Below are 16,658 nucleotides of genomic sequence, written 5' to 3'. Positions count from 1 at the left end.
AATTAGAGTTTGTAACTGTATAATACTACCCTGTTTTTTGAGCAAAAATGCCTAAAACTACGCACTTTTTTATTAACTTAACGATGCCCCAAGCCTTGATTTTAATAGCTTTCTGATTTATTCAGCAAACCCTACTTAAATAATGAGTTTATAGACATCAAATTACTTCAGTTTTTTTCTTTCAGTTAATTTATCGATTAGACTATTTTGCCCCTAAATCCCCAATTCTGGGGACTTTTTTTTCTTTCACCTCCAAAGTTGGGGGCCAGGGGCTAATCTACGGGGTTATTGATGTTTGCGAAACGCTAAAGTAACATTATGTCCGCCAAAACCAAAAGAATTAGATAAAGCAACATCTACTTTTACCTTACGGCTTTTATTAGGTACATAATCTAAATCACAGTTAGCATCTGGGTTAGTTAAGTTAATCGTTGGAGGTACTTCATCATTTGCGATCGCCAAAACCGTTGCCACCGCTTCGATACCACCAGAGCCACCTAATAAATGCCCTGTCATGGATTTAGTCGAACTCACCACAATGTTATAAGCATTATCCCCTAAAGCCCGTTTAATAGCCTTAGTTTCTGTTTTGTCATTAGCAGAAGTACTTGTGCCATGAGCATTAACATAACTGATGTCAGAGGGGCTTAAATTTCCATCTTTGAGGGCTAATTCAATGGCTTTAGTTGCTCCATCTCCTTCGGGTACTGGAGAAGTCATGTGATAAGCATCGCAAGTCATACCATAACCCACCATTTCAGCATAAATTTTTGCACCCCGTGCCAAAGCGTACTGTCTTTCTTCTAAAATAAGGATACCCGAACCTTCCCCCATGACAAAACCATCACGATCTTGATCAAAAGGGCGACTAGCAGTTTCAGGGCTATCATTGCGGGTAGATAAAGCCTTTGCTGAAGCAAAACCAGCCATAGCTAAAGGAGTGATCGCTGCTTCTGTACCACCGCAAATCATGGCTTTAGCATAACCATTTTGAATGAGACGAAAAGCATCCCCAATGGCATTTGAACCAGCCGCACAAGCCGTTACAGAGCAAGAATTAGGCCCTTTTGCCCCCACATGAATCGCCGTTAAACCAGCCGCCATATTACAAATCATAGTTGGTACAAGAAACGGAGTAACTCGATTTGGTCCTTTAGTTAGCAATACTTCTTGTTGTTCTTCCATTACACTTAAACCGCCAACTCCAGTGCCGATAACAATACCAATATCGTCGGCGTTATCATCATTGATGATTAAATTAGCGTCTTTCAAAGCATCTTTACTAGCGGCAATGGCGAATTGAGAAAATCTTGCCATGCGTTTAGCTTCTTTACGATCCATGTATAATAAAGGATCAAAGTTTTTGACTTCTCCAGCAATTTTAGAAGCATGATCTTTTGTATCAAAACAAGTAATCATTCCGATACCATTTCGCCCTTCTATTAAACCTTGCCAGTATGTCTCTAAAGTGTTACCGATGGGAGTTATCGCTCCTAAACCTGTAACTACAACTCTTTTTAGTTGTGAATTAGTCATAATTATTTATATATATATATATATGTACATCTGCGGTTAATCCCAGACATAAGTAATAAGTTGTGAAGTACTTAACATTAATAATAGGTTTACAATGTAGGCTTCTTGTCTTATTGTTTCTGTTAAATGATATTTTAATTTTTGATGGATAACTAAACAGAGTAAGTGAATTTTGCTCAATTTAGTTATCATAAAACTAAGAAAACTTCTAAAAAAAAAGAAAATTTAATCTTATGCGGCTGCTTGGGTTTTGCTTTGAATATGCTCTACGGCTGCACCTACAGTGGAAATTTTTTCTGCTTCTTCATCGGTAATTTCAATTTCAAATTCTTCCTCTAAAGCCATTACTAATTCCACAACATCTAAAGAATCAGCGTCTAAATCGTTAACAAAGTTAGCTTCAGGTGTTACACGTTCTATTTCAACATCTAATTGATCAACAACGATTCCTTGTACTTTCTCTAATATTTCTAAGTTCATATTTTCTCTATATTTATTTAAACTATTAACCTGCTTATTATTTCTATTCTATTAAGTAATAAAAATTAATACAAAATGTTTGACTGTTTTTTAGTTTACATTTTTTTGGTAAGCAATTAATAATAATATCTAAAAATGGTTCAACTTTCTAATTTTGATTTTTAACTATTCACTATCAACTGTTTTTTTCAATAATTGCTGTTCATTGTTGATATTTCATTAAGTTTGATAAAGTATCCTAAAAGATATAATGAACCACAAATAACGATGGTTTGTTTTTCTTGATTTACTGTTTTGATAACGGTTTCTAAGGCTAAAAATAAATCTTGATAAGTTTCAATTTTAGTTAAATTGGGCTCAATTTCTGTAGCTAATTTAGCTAATTGTTCAGGGGTTGCTGTGATATGATCGGGTACTGGTACTAAATTTAATTGATCTTGAGGACGTAGTAAGTTCCTAAAAATTCCTTGATGATCTTTTGTCTCTAACATTCCCATTACCCAAATAATTTCTTTGTCTAAAGTATCTACATATTCCCTCAATATTTGTGAAGCAGCTACGTTATGAGCTCCATCTATGAGTATTTTCTCTCCTTTCCATGTTACCCATTCAATTCTTCCTCGCCAACGGGTTTCACTCATACCTTTTTCCATGGCTTCTCTACTTATATCCCATCCCCTACTTTGTAAAGTTTTAACCGTGGCGATCGCCAAAGCTGAATTTTGTAATTGTATATCTCCCTTTAAAGATAAAGGATATTCAATATCTTGATATTTTGCCCAATTTTGACCATTTTTAGAAATTCTTTGGGCAGATTCTACCCAAATAGTTGGACAATTTAATTTTTTGACTGTTTTTTCCACAACTTCTTTGGCTGATGGCGGTAGATTGCCGATAATTGTCTGACATTCTTGTTTAATAATACCAGCCTTTTCCGTGGCTATTTTCTCAAGGGTATTTCCTAATCTTTGCCAATGTTCACGACTAATAGATGTAATTATACTAGCTAAAGGGCGATCGCATACATTAGTAGCATCTAATCTTCCTCCTAAACCCACTTCGATAATAGCAATATCAACTTGTGATTGTGCAAAAAAAAGCCATGCGGCGGCAGTAATTACTTCAAATTGTGTAGGACACTCACTACTTGAATTAATGATATGATTAATATGTGTGAGAAGATCAATTAATTTTTTTTCGGTAATAGGTTGTTCATTTAAGCAGATTCTTTCATTCCAATTAACTAAATGAGGAGAAGTATAACGTCCTGTTTTATAACCAGCTTGGGTAAAAATAGAGGATAAATAGGCACAAACCGAACCCTTGCCATTTGTACCAGCTACATGAATTATGGGAACTTTTTTATGAGGATTACCTAATAAGTTTAATAAATTTTCGATTCTATTTAAAGATAAATCAATCCCAAATTTTTGGTAATATTCTAATAATAAATTAATATTGGTTTCCATATTTTAAACGTGTAATAAATTGCACAAAAAAAGAGGGGATAAACCCCTTAAAAATTAAATTAAATATTTAAAACCCACAAATACAATAAGAAAATGTTACCTACAAAAACTGTCTTAACTAAAAAAATGTTAGTGAGTAGTAGATAAAGCTGGTATATTGCTCTTGACTTGTGGTTTAATAACTCTTAAACTAGGGAAGAGAAAATGATTTTCTTCAACATATTGAGCGCCAAATAATCCCTTTTCAGCCCAGAAGTATCTATCTGTAGTATGTTCATTTCTTTTGACAACTAATAAAGCTGGAGGAGTAATACCATTCGCTCTGATGTGCTTACGAGCGGCGGTTACAGGCTTATCTTCTCCACTTTCAATATAGAAATGAGGTACTAATTCTAAGATTTTACGTCCTTCAAGGCGGCGGCGACTTTTGCGCTTTCTCTTCCTAGCCAACCTTACTTCCTCCTTCATAAGTTAAATGTTATATTTACTACATTTTCGGAAATTATATAACGTTTTTTCAAGAAAGTCAATCCCCTTGACCAAAAGAATTTTTAGGCTTATAAAATAAACAATTTATTTGCGGAAAATAGTTAAATTTTTATGAAAACATGGCGTTTAATCCCTTTAATGAACACTTCGGGTAAAATACAAATGGCTATTGATGAATGGCTACTGACACAACATCAAAAAAATAATCATCCTCCAACCCTACGATTTTATACATGGAATCAGGCAACTATTTCTTTAGGTGTCAGCCAAAAACGTCATTTTCCTAACCATTGGCAGAATTTAACTTATCAAGGAAAACCCTTAGAGATAGTGAAGCGTCCTAGTGGTGGTCGTGGAGTATTACATCAAGGAGATTTAACCTATGCCGTTATTACATCTCACTTAGAAGGTAATTTAGATCAAGTATATCGACAAATATGTCAATTTTTAATTTTGGGATGGCGAAAACTAGGAATTGAATTATATTTTGGACAACCCGAAAGACAATATTTACAATCAGCAAATTGCTTTAAATTAGCTACTAATGCTGATTTAGTTGATTTCTACGAGAATAAGTTTATTGGCAGTGCTCAACTAAAAAAAGGCAAATTTACCCTACAACACGGTTCAATGCTCTTAAATCCCGATTTAGACTTATTTGAGAGAGTTTTTCATAGCCTACCCCCAAAACAAATTATCCCCGAATCTTTGTCGATAAATGACATTGTCGAAACCTTGATAGAAGTGGCGGCGGAATGCTTTGACTGTCAGTTTGTGATTCAACCTTTATCCGACGATGAATTAGCGCAAATTAAAATCTCATTTGATAACGTACTTTAAATTCACCATAAATATAATCATAAGACACAGAAACAGTAGATTCATCTTTTACTTTATAAACTCCTTCTACTAAAGGAAAAACCCGTAAATCTTTCATTCCTAAAGGTTTTCCCCAACTACTAACAGTTTCATTGACACCAAAACTGATATTATTGGCTAAAGGTACTAAAATAAATTGTGCTAAACCATTTTCAAATAATTGTTGCCCACTTAAATCCTGTAATTGAGTTGCTAAATTTAACAATTGTCCCCCTATAATTAAGTTAATTAACTCTCCTTGACTACGATTAGGAATACTACTCAAAGATACTAAAGGAGAATTTAAAAGATTGAGATTTGAACCTTGTTGATTTAACATAGCTAAATTGACACATTCAGATACTTTATTTAACTGTGAAGGTGATAATTGAGTATTTTCAGCAATGGGTTTAGAAACAGGTAAACGACAATAATTATTGACATTATTGGATAATACTGGTAATAATTGAGATAAGCCACCGTCAATTTTTAAGATAACTTGAACATTATCTCCTCTACCTCCTCTGATAATAGGCTCTGATATTTCGTTACGCTGAGTATTGGGTAATTGTCGAGAATAATCTACAATATCTGCTTGTAACTCTATATCAATATCTGGATTCAAGATATTTTCATTAGGATCAAAAGTGATATTATTATTATTAGTGCGGGATAAGAAAAATGTAGTTTGTCCAAATCCAAGATTAGATGTCACTGTTGCTAAAGAATTTGTTCCTCCTAAGTAAATCTGCCCTCTACGAAGGTTTATTGCCCCGTTAGCTCGGATGTTTTGAGCTTCAAGTAGCCCACCGTTTAGCGTCAAATCACCTCCAAATAGAAAACGATATAACCCCCATCTAGCTAATTGTGTATTTTCGAGTTTGAGGGAAAAATCAGTTAATTTTGGTTGAAAAATGGGAGAGGTAGAAGAAGAGGGATTACTTAACCATTGACTCCATAATAGTTGATTAGGTGAAGAAGAAGGGTTTTGGGGGGTAGGTGGAAGGTTAAAATTACCATTATTTAAACCTAAATAACCACCAATTTCTGGAGTAACGATTGTACCATTAATAGTGATATTCCCGTCAATTTTTCCCGAATAAATATCTTTTAATTGTAAGGCTTGATTATTGATATTTACCGTGAGAATGTTATCGTTATTAGTGATGGGTTTAAATAGAGGTAAAATTCCATTAATATCAACATTAGAATTATTTATTTTTGCGGATAAATTTTCAACATTGATGGCTTGTTTTTCTTTTAATAAGTTAATATTTCCTGAAAGGTAAAAAGGTTGATTTAAGCTATTACTTTTAACTTCGGTATTATCAAAATTAATATTCCCTCCTATTTCAACTTCTTGTAAATTAAAGTTTTGAATAGAAGCTAAATAAAGGGTTAAATCTGTATTAAAATTTCCTCCTGTTAGCTGTAATTTTCCTTGAGTTAATAAACCTAATAATGCCATATTTTTATCATCTAATTTGACATTGATTAAAGCTGGTTTTTCTGAAGTAACAAAAGGATGATAGGGTATGATGGCATTTAGTTTAATATTTGAATTTTCTTCGGTAGTTAGATTTAACTGATAGTCATCATAATTAAAGTTAGCATTTATTTGATTATCGATAATTGCGCCATCAACGGCAGTGTTATTTAAACTTAAGTTTCCGATGATTTGAGGATTTAATAAATTTCCTGAAATTTTGGCATCTAAGTTAATTAAACTTTCAACGTCAACGGAAGTAGGGAAAAAAGTGGTAATAAAATCCAGAGGAAAATCTTTGAGTTTAAATTCTCCTTCTTGTTTTTCGAGGGATAAATTGCCAGTAAAGAAAATCTCACTATTGGCAATATTAAGAATAAAAGGTTGAAGGGATAAATTATTATTTTTAAATTTAGCATCGAAAGCTATTTTGGGAATAGTGATGACTTGGTTTTTTTGCATAATTAAACCTAAAGAGTCAACTATATTTGGAAAGTTTTGTTGAGGAAGCCATTGCCAATTTTTACCTTCAAAGCCAAGGTTGATTTCAGGATTCGTGAATTTACCACCAAGAAGAATCTCTCCTTGATAACCTCCTGTTATGTCTAAGTCATTAGGAATTTTACCTGACTCTATTTGTTTTGCCATGGCTTTTATTTGTTTATCGATACTATAAAGTAGATTAACTTTAGTTTTTATAGTGTCGTTTTCCTTGCCTAAAGATTGAGGAGGAATGTTATCGGCAGATACTAATTCATTTTGATTTTGTAATTGTTTAACTAAAGAAGTTAAAGTGGCAACGTCAGTTATTTTGAGAGTAGAAAAAATATCTTCTACATTACCTTGTAAATTAATTTTTCCTTCTATATCTTGAGTAGCAAAGTTAATTTTCCCCGTTAAATCATACTTCGTTTTTGCAAAATTTAGTCGCCCATCATTTAATTGTGCGGTATCATTTTGAAAGTTAAAGTTAGTGGTAAATTGTCTAGCGATAAGGTTGCCAATACCAAGGTTATCTAAAGTTAAATTTCCGTTAGCGGAAAAGTCTGTTAAATTGATGACGATATTTGTTGCTAAATTTCCTTGAATTTTTCCATTGATACCATAATTGATAGCTGGTTTAAGTTGTAAGTTTTCTAAAGCAAAGTTGTTGATAGTAGCAAAAAATTCTTTTCCTTGTCTTTTGCCTTGAAGGGAAAAACCAGAGTTTCTTCCTTTTGTTATTTCTAAAGAATCAGGGGTATAAGGAAAAGTTAAATTCATCTTGGGAATAGATAAACTTTCTTTGACAAAAGAGACAGCAATAACATCTTCTTTTCCTCGTAAATCCATGATAATTTTTTGACTAGGATTTATTATCAGTTTTCCTGTTAAGAAAGATTCAAATTCTAGTTGATTAAAGTTAAGATTATTGAGAGTTAAGTTACCTTCGATGTTGAGATTATTTTTACCAAGGAGATTAGTTAATAAATTTTGCGCATTAACAAAACCTTGAAAGTTAACTTTACCATCGAGATTTACTGATGAAGGAAAAAAGTTGATACCCTTATCCTTAGATAAAGAGGAAAAAAGTTGATTGACGGGAATAACATTTAAGTTAGAATTAGCGGTTACTTGAAGTTGTATATTATTGACATCGGGTTTCGTAAAGAGATTAACTAAGTTAAACTTACCTTTGGCTTGAATAGAGTTTTTTCCTGATTCTATCATTGCTGATTGAAGATTGATAGGAAGAGAAAAATTTGTTTGGTTTAAAGGAGAAAGATTACCACTGAGATTTATTTTGCTATTGACTTTATCTAAAGAAGAAAGATTTACCTGAGAATTTTCTTTCACAAAAGCAAGTTGTTGATTGAGATTGTCAAGGTTGATGTTTTGAGTATTAATTTGACTTTGCCATTGATTATCTTTAACCTTCGTTGTGACTAAAACTCTTCCTTTGGCTATATCAAAATTACTATCAAGACGAATATTTAAACTAGGAAAAGAGGAAAAGGTTTGATTTTCTAAATAGTTAGAGGAAAAAGAAAGCAACTCCGATAAATTGCTAGTAAAAGTGATATTAGTATTAAAGTTTTTTGTTTTAATGTTAGGGAATAATTGAGAAAGAGAAATTTTTTCGGTAATGCCTTCGAGGAAAACTAAACCATTATTAATTTTTGCTTGAGTGTTAAAGTAACCTCCTGCTAAATTACCATTAACTTTTGCCATTAAGTTAAGACTATTTATATTAGCAAAATTTTGATAGTTAAAAGGTTGTCTTGCTAAGGAATATAATTCCGTTGTTTTAGCTGTGACATTGATTAAACTTGAATTAACTACCCCTGAAAAAGAAGGGATTATTTTATTGATAGATATTTGATTAACATCGGCGGTAATTTCTGTTTTTTTATTATCGATACTCGCAACAGCATTAATTAATCCTTTTTCTATACGCAGTTGACTATCCGCAAAAATTTTGAAACTATTAGGAAAATTATCAGTTTCAGGGATTTTTAATAATTCTTCTATATCGCCAATGATTTTAATATCGCTATTAACTATTTGAGTAACCAAAGGAAAAGAAGGGAATAATTTACCCACAGATATTTCTGACGCTTTACCATTGGTAATTAAATTACCATTAACTAAAGTAGAATTTAATTTTAAATTACCGTCATCAATAATTAGTTTAACTTTACCATCACCTTGGATAGTATTAAGGTTGACTTCTTCTCCTCTATTTCCCCTCAAACTCACATCAACATTTTTCGCTACTATCGGTAAATTAACTTGAGAATTTTGACAACTAGAAAGTCTTTCGCAAAATTGAGGAAGAAAAGGAGTTAAATTTATATCGTCACTAACGAGATTAACTTGCCAAGTTTTTTCCTGCCAATTACTACTACCGTTAACAGTGAGTCTATTTTCTTTAACCACTAACTCAGTATCAATTAAATTAACTGCTTGTTTATTGATGGTTAAATTTCCTGTAGCAGATAAAATTCCTAAATTTTCTTCCTTGATGTTAGGAAAAGAAAAAGAAACTAATCCTTGAGGTTGATTAACGTTACCTTTAATTTCTCCTGTGGCTAAAACACTGCCGATATTAATTCCTTGAGGTAAAATTTCGTAAGATTTGATTAATTCTGATGAGGGTAAGTTAGCGGTAAATTTAAAATTAAAAGGTGTTGTTTGAAACTCAATACTTTTTCCTTGAATAATAGGTTGACGAAAATTAGTATTAATAACTCCTTGACTAAGAATTTCTCCTCCCGTTGGTGGCTTAATGACTATTTTCTTAAAGGCGATATTATCTACATTAGCGATAAATTGACTATCAATATTACCCAACTCGATTTTATCAATCAGACTATTATTAATCTTAACTTTTCCTTGAATTTGCGGATTATCTAAGTTTCCTGCCATAGTTACATAAGCCGTCATTAAACCATCTATAGGTAAAGGTAACTTGATGGCTAAACTAGGTAAAATCTTTTTGATACTAACTTGGTTAAGATTTCCTTGTAGATTATAACCTTCTTCTTGATGAATATTACCTTTAATTGAACCATTTAATTCCCCTAAACTAAATTTACTTTTGACAATATTAAGAGATTTTTCTTCAATATCCATCGAAGCGTTGAAAGTAAAATTTTTCCCTAAAAGAGGAATAGTTATTATTTTTTTATTATCATTAACTTTCTGAAGATTAATTTTTCCTTCAATATCTTCTAAATTAATATTACCGTTGATTTTTGTTGCTTGAAATTCTGGTAAAGAAGAAGTAACTAAGTCTAACTTTCCGTTTAATCTTCCTTCGGTAATGTCTAAAGGTAACTGAGGAATTAAATAAGCTATATCGGGTAAATAAAGATAATTAATTTCTAACTGATTTTCACTTTCGGTATTGCTTAATAAAATTTTTCCCTTAAGGTTAATGTCGTTACTTCCATTAATAGTATTTTCTAATTGATAATCAAGGGGTTGAGTGTCATTGTCATAAATTAATCTTAAGTTTCCTTTCGTCTTAACTTCGACAACTTTTTGTAAACCATCGGGGGTGACAGAAATTTTACTATTTTGTAACCGTAAATTTATATTTGCCGTGATAGGTATGGGTAACGGCGGCAACTTAAGAGAATTAGGTAAAGGTTTTTGTAAATCTTGGGGAGGGAATAACTTATCTAATTGTGCATAACCAGTTATATCATTAGCAATAACATCGATGGTTAAACTACGATTAATAATAGTTGACCATATACCTATCCTAATCTTAACAGCATCTATCTCTAAAAAACTAGGATCTTTTTCGGTGGCTGGAATCTCTAAATTTTCGATAATTACTTCATTAAAAGAAAAACTACTAATATCTCCTAAATTTACATTTCTATCTAAAACTCTTTCTAACTCTGTTTCTAATCGTAAAGGAATGATTTTTGCTAAATATTTACTCCCTTCATATCCCGCAACGGCTATGACTGTGATTGTTACTAAAGATACAATTTGAATGTGAGGTTTTTGAATCATTCCCACAACTTTGTCACTGAAACTTAATGGCTGTGGGTTAGAATCTGTCTCTGGCGGTTGTTGATTAGTCATTTCCTCACACTCAACTCAATCTGATTTTGATGTTTTTTTTAACTAAGTCACTTCATCAACTAAATTGTATATCAAAAAATTAAATATTACCGAAATTTTATTTTATAAAGCAAATTACTTTTTCTAATAAACATTATTTTACTCTAAAAAAAGTAGAATTACTAATTTTAAAAACTTCGTAATCTTTTTATAATATTTATATTTTCTATATATAAAAGCAAATCAAAATATTTTTTATGTCTTGATTTTTATATTATAAATTCATAATTTCAAAACTCCAATAGCCTTAATTTGATGACTTTCAACCTCAATATAAACATAGATTATCTGTTAAATTATCCTTATTAAGAAGAGTATAAAATTAAATATTTGAGCATTTTAGTTAAAGTTTTTACAGATAAAATATTGCCATAAAAAATGCGAATAGTTGTATATTTTCTTATTCGCAAAATGTTTAATAACGATAAAATAATAATAATAATTAAATTTTAGATAAAGAAGATATTTTCGCTAATTTTGCTGAGTCTAAACCTCGTAACTCTTCTAAACTTATCCAACCTTCTTTTAATAGTTGAGCAAAGGTAAAAACCAACATTGGCTCTCTAGCATCATATTTACCATCAAGATCATAGCGCTTTGCGCTCAAAATATCATGGACTTGCCAAAGATGCTCCATCTCTGTCATATTATTAATTTTATGTCGTACTTCAGACACCAAAGTTTGAGTTTCTCGTTGATATGCTTTATTTAAAACTTGTTGGCTAATTTCTATTTCTTTAGTAGTCCATCCTGTTTCCGTAATTATTGTAGTCATAGTGTTTTATAAAAAAAGGATATAAGAAAATATAAACATTTCTATATCATATCAATATATTTGATCAAAATACAAAAAAAAAGAGTCTCTCATGAGGAAAAACTCTTTAATTTTATTTTTGGTAAATTTTAACTATGTTTTTTTAAATACTAGCGGATTAAATTTAATAATTCTTTAGGAGAGGCTAATAAATCAATGGCAACGAAAAAGATTTTACCTTCGGGGTTAAGGAGAAAACGCCAAGCAATATCCATGCCGACATTACCACCAAACCAAGGAGTTTGTACTTTTCCTGTCACTTTAATTTGAGTAAAACCGCCGTCTGCTGGTTCGGTTACACCCTGTTGGGGAATTAATTTCAGGTTTTGACATTCTTCTTTAAAGAAACGGGAAATATTGTCTTTACCGACAATAGGACGTTTGAAAGGAGGTTGTAATGCACCATCAGGAAGGAATAATTCAATTAAAGTATCAAAATCATTGGCGTTTAAATTATCCATGTAATTAAGCACTGTGGCGTTAGTTACACCCGGAATGGAAACTTTAGTACGTTGTGAGATTTCTTGAGGAGGTGTAACAGGTTCGATGACTGAGGTATAATTACCTAATTTGGCTACGTCGTAACCCATGTCAACTACAGCATTGCGAAGTACGGTAATTTGTTGTCCAGATTCTAGTTTTTTGATAGCATCTAAAACAGAGTTAGCATTGGCAGAAAGGAGATAACCTTCAGGAATAGGTGCAACAATACCTTCTTCCATGAATTTACCTAACTGATACCAGAAACCTAGTTTGATGTTTGCTGACCAAATTGCATAAGTACGACAAAGAGGAGTGTCAGCACGATTAGCTAAATCACACATGGCTTGTGATTGCTGTTGGGGTGTCATGGTTTTGATTTCGTTGAGGGTAGATTCTGCTAATACCATACTAGCTGCCCCGGGTGCTGCAATGGTGATGGTTTTACCCATTTCTAGGTATGCAAACCAAATTAATGCTAATTGATCTTCGGCATTTAATTGAGTAAATCTTGCGATGGTAGCGGGTACAACATCAGCAGCTAAAGTTTGAGGGAAGATTGTCCGAGCTGAATCAATAGTGAAAGGCATAATTAACACCGATTTTGTAAAATTCTGTAACTAATTTAACATCATTTGTAAAAAAAATATTTAATTTTAGGTGTGGATTTTGCGACAATGATTAAACAAAATATACTGTTACCTTAGAGTTTGTGTTCATTTTCAGTCCTAATTTAAGGGAAAAACGGAGAAATATGATAGATAATTACTTGGGTTTACTGGTGGCTTTGGTAATTATTATCCTTTGGATTTTAACAATTGTTACTTATCAAATTAACGATTTAACTAAAGTTAATTATCTAATTATTTTATTATTAATCCTATGGCAAACTTTTCTAAATACAGGATTATTTATTATTGCCCATGATGGAATGCACGGTCTTATTTTTCCTTCTAATATTAGGGTTAATGATTCAATCAGTAAAATTGCCTTAATTTTATATGCTTTTTTATCCTATGAAAATTTAAAAGAAAAACATTTATTACATCATCAATTTTCAGGTACTAATCTTGATCCAGATTTCCATAATAATGATAATGATAATTTTTTAAATTGGTATATAGAGTTTATGACTAAATATCTCAGTCTTAAACATTTATTTCGCTTATCCGTACTTGTGTTATTGAGTGCTTATTATTGTAAAGTTACTTGGCTTCATTTATTGCTTTTTTGGGCATTACCATTAATTTTAAGCTCATTACAGTTATTTTTCTTTGGTACTTTTTTACCTCATCGTCACGGTAGCAAGGAAAAAAATGATGTGTCATCAATAAAAAGCCTTTATTTACCTCTGTTTTTATCTCTAATTGCCTGTTATCATTTTAGTTATCATCAAGAACATCATCAATACCCTTTTATACCTTGGTGGAAATTACCTTTTTTTAAAACCTACATTAAATAAAAAAATAATTAATTGATTGAATAGACGATGCAAAAAAGTTATCTTTTGGTGGATTGAAACTAATTAAAATTATAATCAATATCTGCCTGAATTTGAAAGAATTAATTAGCAGAAGAATCAATCAGCACCATAGATTACTGTATATCGACTAAACGATTTCGTAAAGTTTCTAAACCTAGACGTTTTTCGGCGGAAATAAAGACACTTTGAGGATAATTATTTTTAGCAGTTTCTAAATGTTCAATATCGGCTTTATCTATTTTATTGAAAACTATTAGTTGAGTATTAGGTGTTAAAGGCATATCTGCTAAAATTGCTTTTACTGAATTGATGTGACTTTCCCAAGTGGGATGAGATAAATCTACAACGTGCAATATTGCATCTGCTTCGGTTACTTCTTCTAAAGTTGCCCGAAAAGAATCCATTAAAGATGGTGGTAATTCGTGGATAAAACCAACGGTATCGGTTAATAAAATTGTCCTAGATTCCGCAGTATTTTTATTGGTGATAGTTAGTCTTCTTGTTGTAGGATCTAATGTAGCAAAAAGTTGATCCGCAGTGTAAACTTCAGCATTAGTTAACGCATTGATTAAAGTCGATTTTCCTGCATTGGTATATCCAACAATAGCAACGGAAGGAATTTCATTTTGTTGGCGTTGTTGTCGTAATCTTGAGCGATGACTTTGTAACTGATTTACTTCTTGTTGCAATCTTGTGATCCGTTTTTGAATTGCTCGTCTTTCGGTTTCTAATTTTGTTTCTCCTGGTCCTCTTGTACCAATACCTCCTCCTAACCGAGACATAGCTAACCCTCTACCTGTTAACCTTGGTAACATATATTCTAGTTGAGCTAATTCTACCTGTAATTTACCAGCCCCTGATTGCGCCCTTTGAGCGAATATATCTAAAATTACTTCTGTACGATCTACGACTCTAACGCCGAATTGTAATTCTAAATTACGCACTTGTGCTGGTGATAAATCTCGATCAAATGCCACTAAATTCACCCCTAAAGTTTGCACTTGTAAAGCAATTTCTTCCACTTTTCCTGCACCTACTAAGGTTTGAGGATGAGGATTAGAACGTTTTTGTTCTATAGTAGCTAAAACATTTCCTCCCGCACTATCTACCAATAAAGCTAATTCTTGTAAACTATCTTGAAATTTTTGTTGTGTCATTTTTGCCGTCATCAATCCCACTAATAAAACTTTATCCTGCCCAGAAGAAACATCTTGAGCAATAAATTCTCGACTAAATTCGGCTTCTAAACTTTCTACTAAATCAAGAAAATCTTGCTCGGCTATGACATCAATATTTTGTGGAGGAGAAATTTGCCATAATGTATTATCTTCCTGAATGGGCAATAAATGTGCTAAATAAACATCTTTAATAAAACCCTTTGCCCCTCCACCTTTCGCCATAAGGCCTTTTCCTGTGAGGGTAAACATCATTAGAGCGTCTAATCTCTGCCTTGCCATAGCCGTCAAACAGGCTTCACTAGGTGGTTCAACTTTTAAAGAAGTGGCTAAACAACGGATACCTGATAATCTTTGTGCTCCATAACGGGGTAATTCTAAGGGGGGAATCTGAGTTTGACGAGGTGTACCAACCCCTACTCTGATCACTTGTCCACGACGGTTTAAATAGACGCAAACGGGCTGTTTAAGATCTGTACTAACAGCAGCGATTCTTTCGGCTAATTCTGTAGTGGTTAGGCGATCGCTACGGATACGTTGTTGATAAAGTTTTTGTAACTGTTTAAGTTGATTAGGTTTTAAACCTTGAAGATTACCGTAAATATTTTCAGTTGTCATTCATAATTATTGAAAGTGAATAATTTTGGGGGCGATGGAAGGTAATAAATAAATATACTTATTTACCTATCCACCTTGTTTTTTTATTGTTTATTGTTAATGATAGTTCATTTATTTAGGCTTCGCTTTCGATTTGTAAGAATAATAAAGCCATAACAATAGCGGGCATAACTAAACCAACGGCGGGAACTAAAATACTAGGTAAAAAAGCTGCGGCAAAATCTCCAATCATAGTTGATATGTTCCTATACTAAAAAATAAAATTAACTTAAATGGATAATACTGTGAAGTTAGACCAAAAAGGATCAAATATAAAGATTCTTAACAAAAAATTCTTCTCAGGCTCTGATCAAGTTAAAGTAACCTAAAAATAGTCAATTTTTGATAAAAACTTTAAGGAGATTACATAAAAAGCAATGAGTATTGATGTAGTTAATTGCGGTAACGATCCTCAAGTAGGAAATCTCTCTACTCCCGTAAATGGATCTGCTTTTACTAAAGCATTTATTAACGCCCTTCCGGCTTATCGTCAAGGTTTATCAGCTAACCGTCGTGGCTTGGAAATTGGTATGGCTCATGGTTATTTATTATACGGACCTTTTGCTGTATTAGGACCTCTTCGTTTAACCGATTATGGACCTACTGCTGGTTTATTAGCCACTATTGGTTTAGTTTCTATCCTCACCATTTGTTTATCTATTTATGGTGCTGTGGGTGTTAGTAAACCTACTGAAACTCTAACTACTCCTAATGTACCTTTAGATTTAGGTACTAAAGAAGGTTGGAGTGAATTTGCTGGTGGTTTCTTATTAGGTGCTTGTGGTGGTGCATTTTTTGCATTTTTCTTATGTGAAACTCCCCACTTAAAATCTTTAATTGATGTTGCTAGTGGCGTTTGGTCTTCATAATTAATCATAATTAGTTATTAATAATCATTGGTGGGCTTTTTTGCTCACCTTTTTTTTTAGTTATTCTCCAAGAATCGAGAAAATTATCAAAAAACTCCTAATTAGGGGTTGCTGAAAAAGTCTGAGGAAGGGGTAGGGCAAAGGGCAATGGGCAAAGGGCAAAGGTTTTAATGGTTTTGATTTTTGAAATTAGAGTTTGTAACTGTATAATACTACCCTGTTTTTTGAGCAAAAATGCCTAA

Annotated in this window: 12 protein-coding genes; 3 read left to right on the top strand and 9 right to left on the bottom strand. The window is 32.3% G+C overall.

Annotation, left to right across the window (positions count from 1 at the left end; translation table 11 throughout):
• Window positions 1-285: 285 nt before the first annotated feature.
• The 4 genes from fabF to ACEW8E_RS08530 all read right to left on the bottom strand — a co-directional run bounded on the left by fabF (window position 286) and on the right by ACEW8E_RS08530 (window position 3,935).
• Window positions 286-1,536 carry a beta-ketoacyl-ACP synthase II gene (gene fabF, locus ACEW8E_RS08545; protein ID WP_373479917.1) on the bottom strand — a complete coding sequence of 417 codons (1,251 nt, stop codon included), beginning with the start codon at window positions 1,534-1,536 and terminating at the stop codon, window positions 286-288.
• Window positions 1,537-1,767: 231 nt separating this feature from the next.
• Window positions 1,768-2,016, bottom strand: coding sequence for an acyl carrier protein (gene acpP, locus ACEW8E_RS08540; RefSeq protein WP_373479916.1), 249 nt, complete (start codon window positions 2,014-2,016; stop codon window positions 1,768-1,770).
• A gap of 188 nt (window positions 2,017-2,204) precedes the next feature.
• Entirely contained in the window at window positions 2,205-3,485 is a 1,281-nt protein-coding gene (locus ACEW8E_RS08535) for a folylpolyglutamate synthase/dihydrofolate synthase family protein (RefSeq protein WP_373479915.1), read from the bottom strand.
• A 129-nt stretch (window positions 3,486-3,614) separates the two neighbouring features.
• Entirely contained in the window at window positions 3,615-3,935 is a 321-nt protein-coding gene (locus ACEW8E_RS08530; protein ID WP_373479914.1) for a DUF3155 domain-containing protein, read from the bottom strand.
• Window positions 3,936-4,085: 150 nt separating this feature from the next.
• On the opposite strand from ACEW8E_RS08530, the gene ACEW8E_RS08525 reads away from it, so the two are divergent.
• The gene (locus tag ACEW8E_RS08525) at window positions 4,086-4,814 is read left to right on the top strand and encodes a lipoate--protein ligase family protein (RefSeq protein ID WP_373479913.1); all 729 of its coding nucleotides are present in this window, start codon (window positions 4,086-4,088) and stop codon (window positions 4,812-4,814) included.
• Here ACEW8E_RS08525 and ACEW8E_RS08520 read toward each other — a convergent pair.
• The 3 genes from ACEW8E_RS08520 to ACEW8E_RS08510 all read right to left on the bottom strand — a co-directional run bounded on the left by ACEW8E_RS08520 (window position 4,786) and on the right by ACEW8E_RS08510 (window position 12,822).
• Window positions 4,786-10,899, bottom strand: coding sequence for a translocation/assembly module TamB domain-containing protein (locus ACEW8E_RS08520; RefSeq protein WP_373479912.1), 6,114 nt, complete (start codon window positions 10,897-10,899; stop codon window positions 4,786-4,788). The two genes, ACEW8E_RS08525 and ACEW8E_RS08520, sit on opposite strands and share 29 nt — an antisense overlap.
• A gap of 481 nt (window positions 10,900-11,380) precedes the next feature.
• On the bottom strand, window positions 11,381-11,713 hold the full coding sequence (locus ACEW8E_RS08515; protein WP_373479911.1) for a hypothetical protein: 333 nt from the start codon (window positions 11,711-11,713) through the stop codon (window positions 11,381-11,383).
• A gap of 149 nt (window positions 11,714-11,862) precedes the next feature.
• Complete coding sequence (locus tag ACEW8E_RS08510) at window positions 11,863-12,822, bottom strand: orange carotenoid-binding protein (RefSeq protein ID WP_373479910.1); 960 nt, start codon at window positions 12,820-12,822, stop codon at window positions 11,863-11,865.
• Between the two features lie 164 nt (window positions 12,823-12,986).
• Between ACEW8E_RS08510 and ACEW8E_RS08505 the strand changes: the two genes are divergently transcribed.
• Window positions 12,987-13,694: a fatty acid desaturase gene (locus tag ACEW8E_RS08505; protein WP_373479909.1), complete on the top strand. Its 708-nt coding sequence runs from the start codon at window positions 12,987-12,989 to the stop codon at window positions 13,692-13,694.
• A gap of 134 nt (window positions 13,695-13,828) precedes the next feature.
• On the opposite strand, the gene hflX is transcribed toward ACEW8E_RS08505, so the two are convergent.
• Together hflX and ACEW8E_RS08495 are read right to left on the bottom strand one after the other, a co-directional pair.
• A complete protein-coding gene (gene hflX, locus ACEW8E_RS08500) occupies window positions 13,829-15,508 on the bottom strand; it encodes a GTPase HflX (protein ID WP_373479908.1) in 1,680 nt (559 codons plus the stop codon).
• Window positions 15,509-15,623: 115 nt separating this feature from the next.
• Window positions 15,624-15,740, bottom strand: coding sequence for a photosystem I reaction center subunit VIII (locus ACEW8E_RS08495; RefSeq protein WP_373479907.1), 117 nt, complete (start codon window positions 15,738-15,740; stop codon window positions 15,624-15,626).
• A 190-nt stretch (window positions 15,741-15,930) separates the two neighbouring features.
• On the opposite strand from ACEW8E_RS08495, the gene ACEW8E_RS08490 reads away from it, so the two are divergent.
• Window positions 15,931-16,416, top strand: coding sequence for a photosystem I reaction center subunit XI (locus ACEW8E_RS08490; protein WP_373479918.1), 486 nt, complete (start codon window positions 15,931-15,933; stop codon window positions 16,414-16,416).
• The last annotated feature ends 242 nt before the right edge of the window (window positions 16,417-16,658 follow it).

Origin of the sequence: Geminocystis sp., from assembly GCF_041753295.1 — a bacterium.
In the GTDB taxonomy this organism is placed as follows: Bacteria; Cyanobacteriota; Cyanobacteriia; order Cyanobacteriales; family Cyanobacteriaceae; genus Geminocystis.
This window is presented reverse-complemented; position numbering and strand designations above follow the sequence as displayed.

Coding starts and splice junctions, on each gene's coding strand:
- acpP (WP_373479916.1), bottom strand. CDS start 2,016: ATGAACTTAGAAATATTAGAGAAAGTACAAGGAATCGTTGTTGATCAA.
- hflX (WP_373479908.1), bottom strand. CDS start 15,508: ATGACAACTGAAAATATTTACGGTAATCTTCAAGGTTTAAAACCTAAT.
- ACEW8E_RS08510 (WP_373479910.1), bottom strand. CDS start 12,822: ATGCCTTTCACTATTGATTCAGCTCGGACAATCTTCCCTCAAACTTTA.
- ACEW8E_RS08495 (WP_373479907.1), bottom strand. CDS start 15,740: ATGATTGGAGATTTTGCCGCAGCTTTTTTACCTAGTATTTTAGTTCCC.
- ACEW8E_RS08525 (WP_373479913.1), top strand. CDS start 4,086: ATGAAAACATGGCGTTTAATCCCTTTAATGAACACTTCGGGTAAAATA.
- fabF (WP_373479917.1), bottom strand. CDS start 1,536: ATGACTAATTCACAACTAAAAAGAGTTGTAGTTACAGGTTTAGGAGCG.
- ACEW8E_RS08515 (WP_373479911.1), bottom strand. CDS start 11,713: ATGACTACAATAATTACGGAAACAGGATGGACTACTAAAGAAATAGAA.
- ACEW8E_RS08535 (WP_373479915.1), bottom strand. CDS start 3,485: ATGGAAACCAATATTAATTTATTATTAGAATATTACCAAAAATTTGGG.
- ACEW8E_RS08520 (WP_373479912.1), bottom strand. CDS start 10,899: ATGACTAATCAACAACCGCCAGAGACAGATTCTAACCCACAGCCATTA.
- ACEW8E_RS08505 (WP_373479909.1), top strand. CDS start 12,987: ATGATAGATAATTACTTGGGTTTACTGGTGGCTTTGGTAATTATTATC.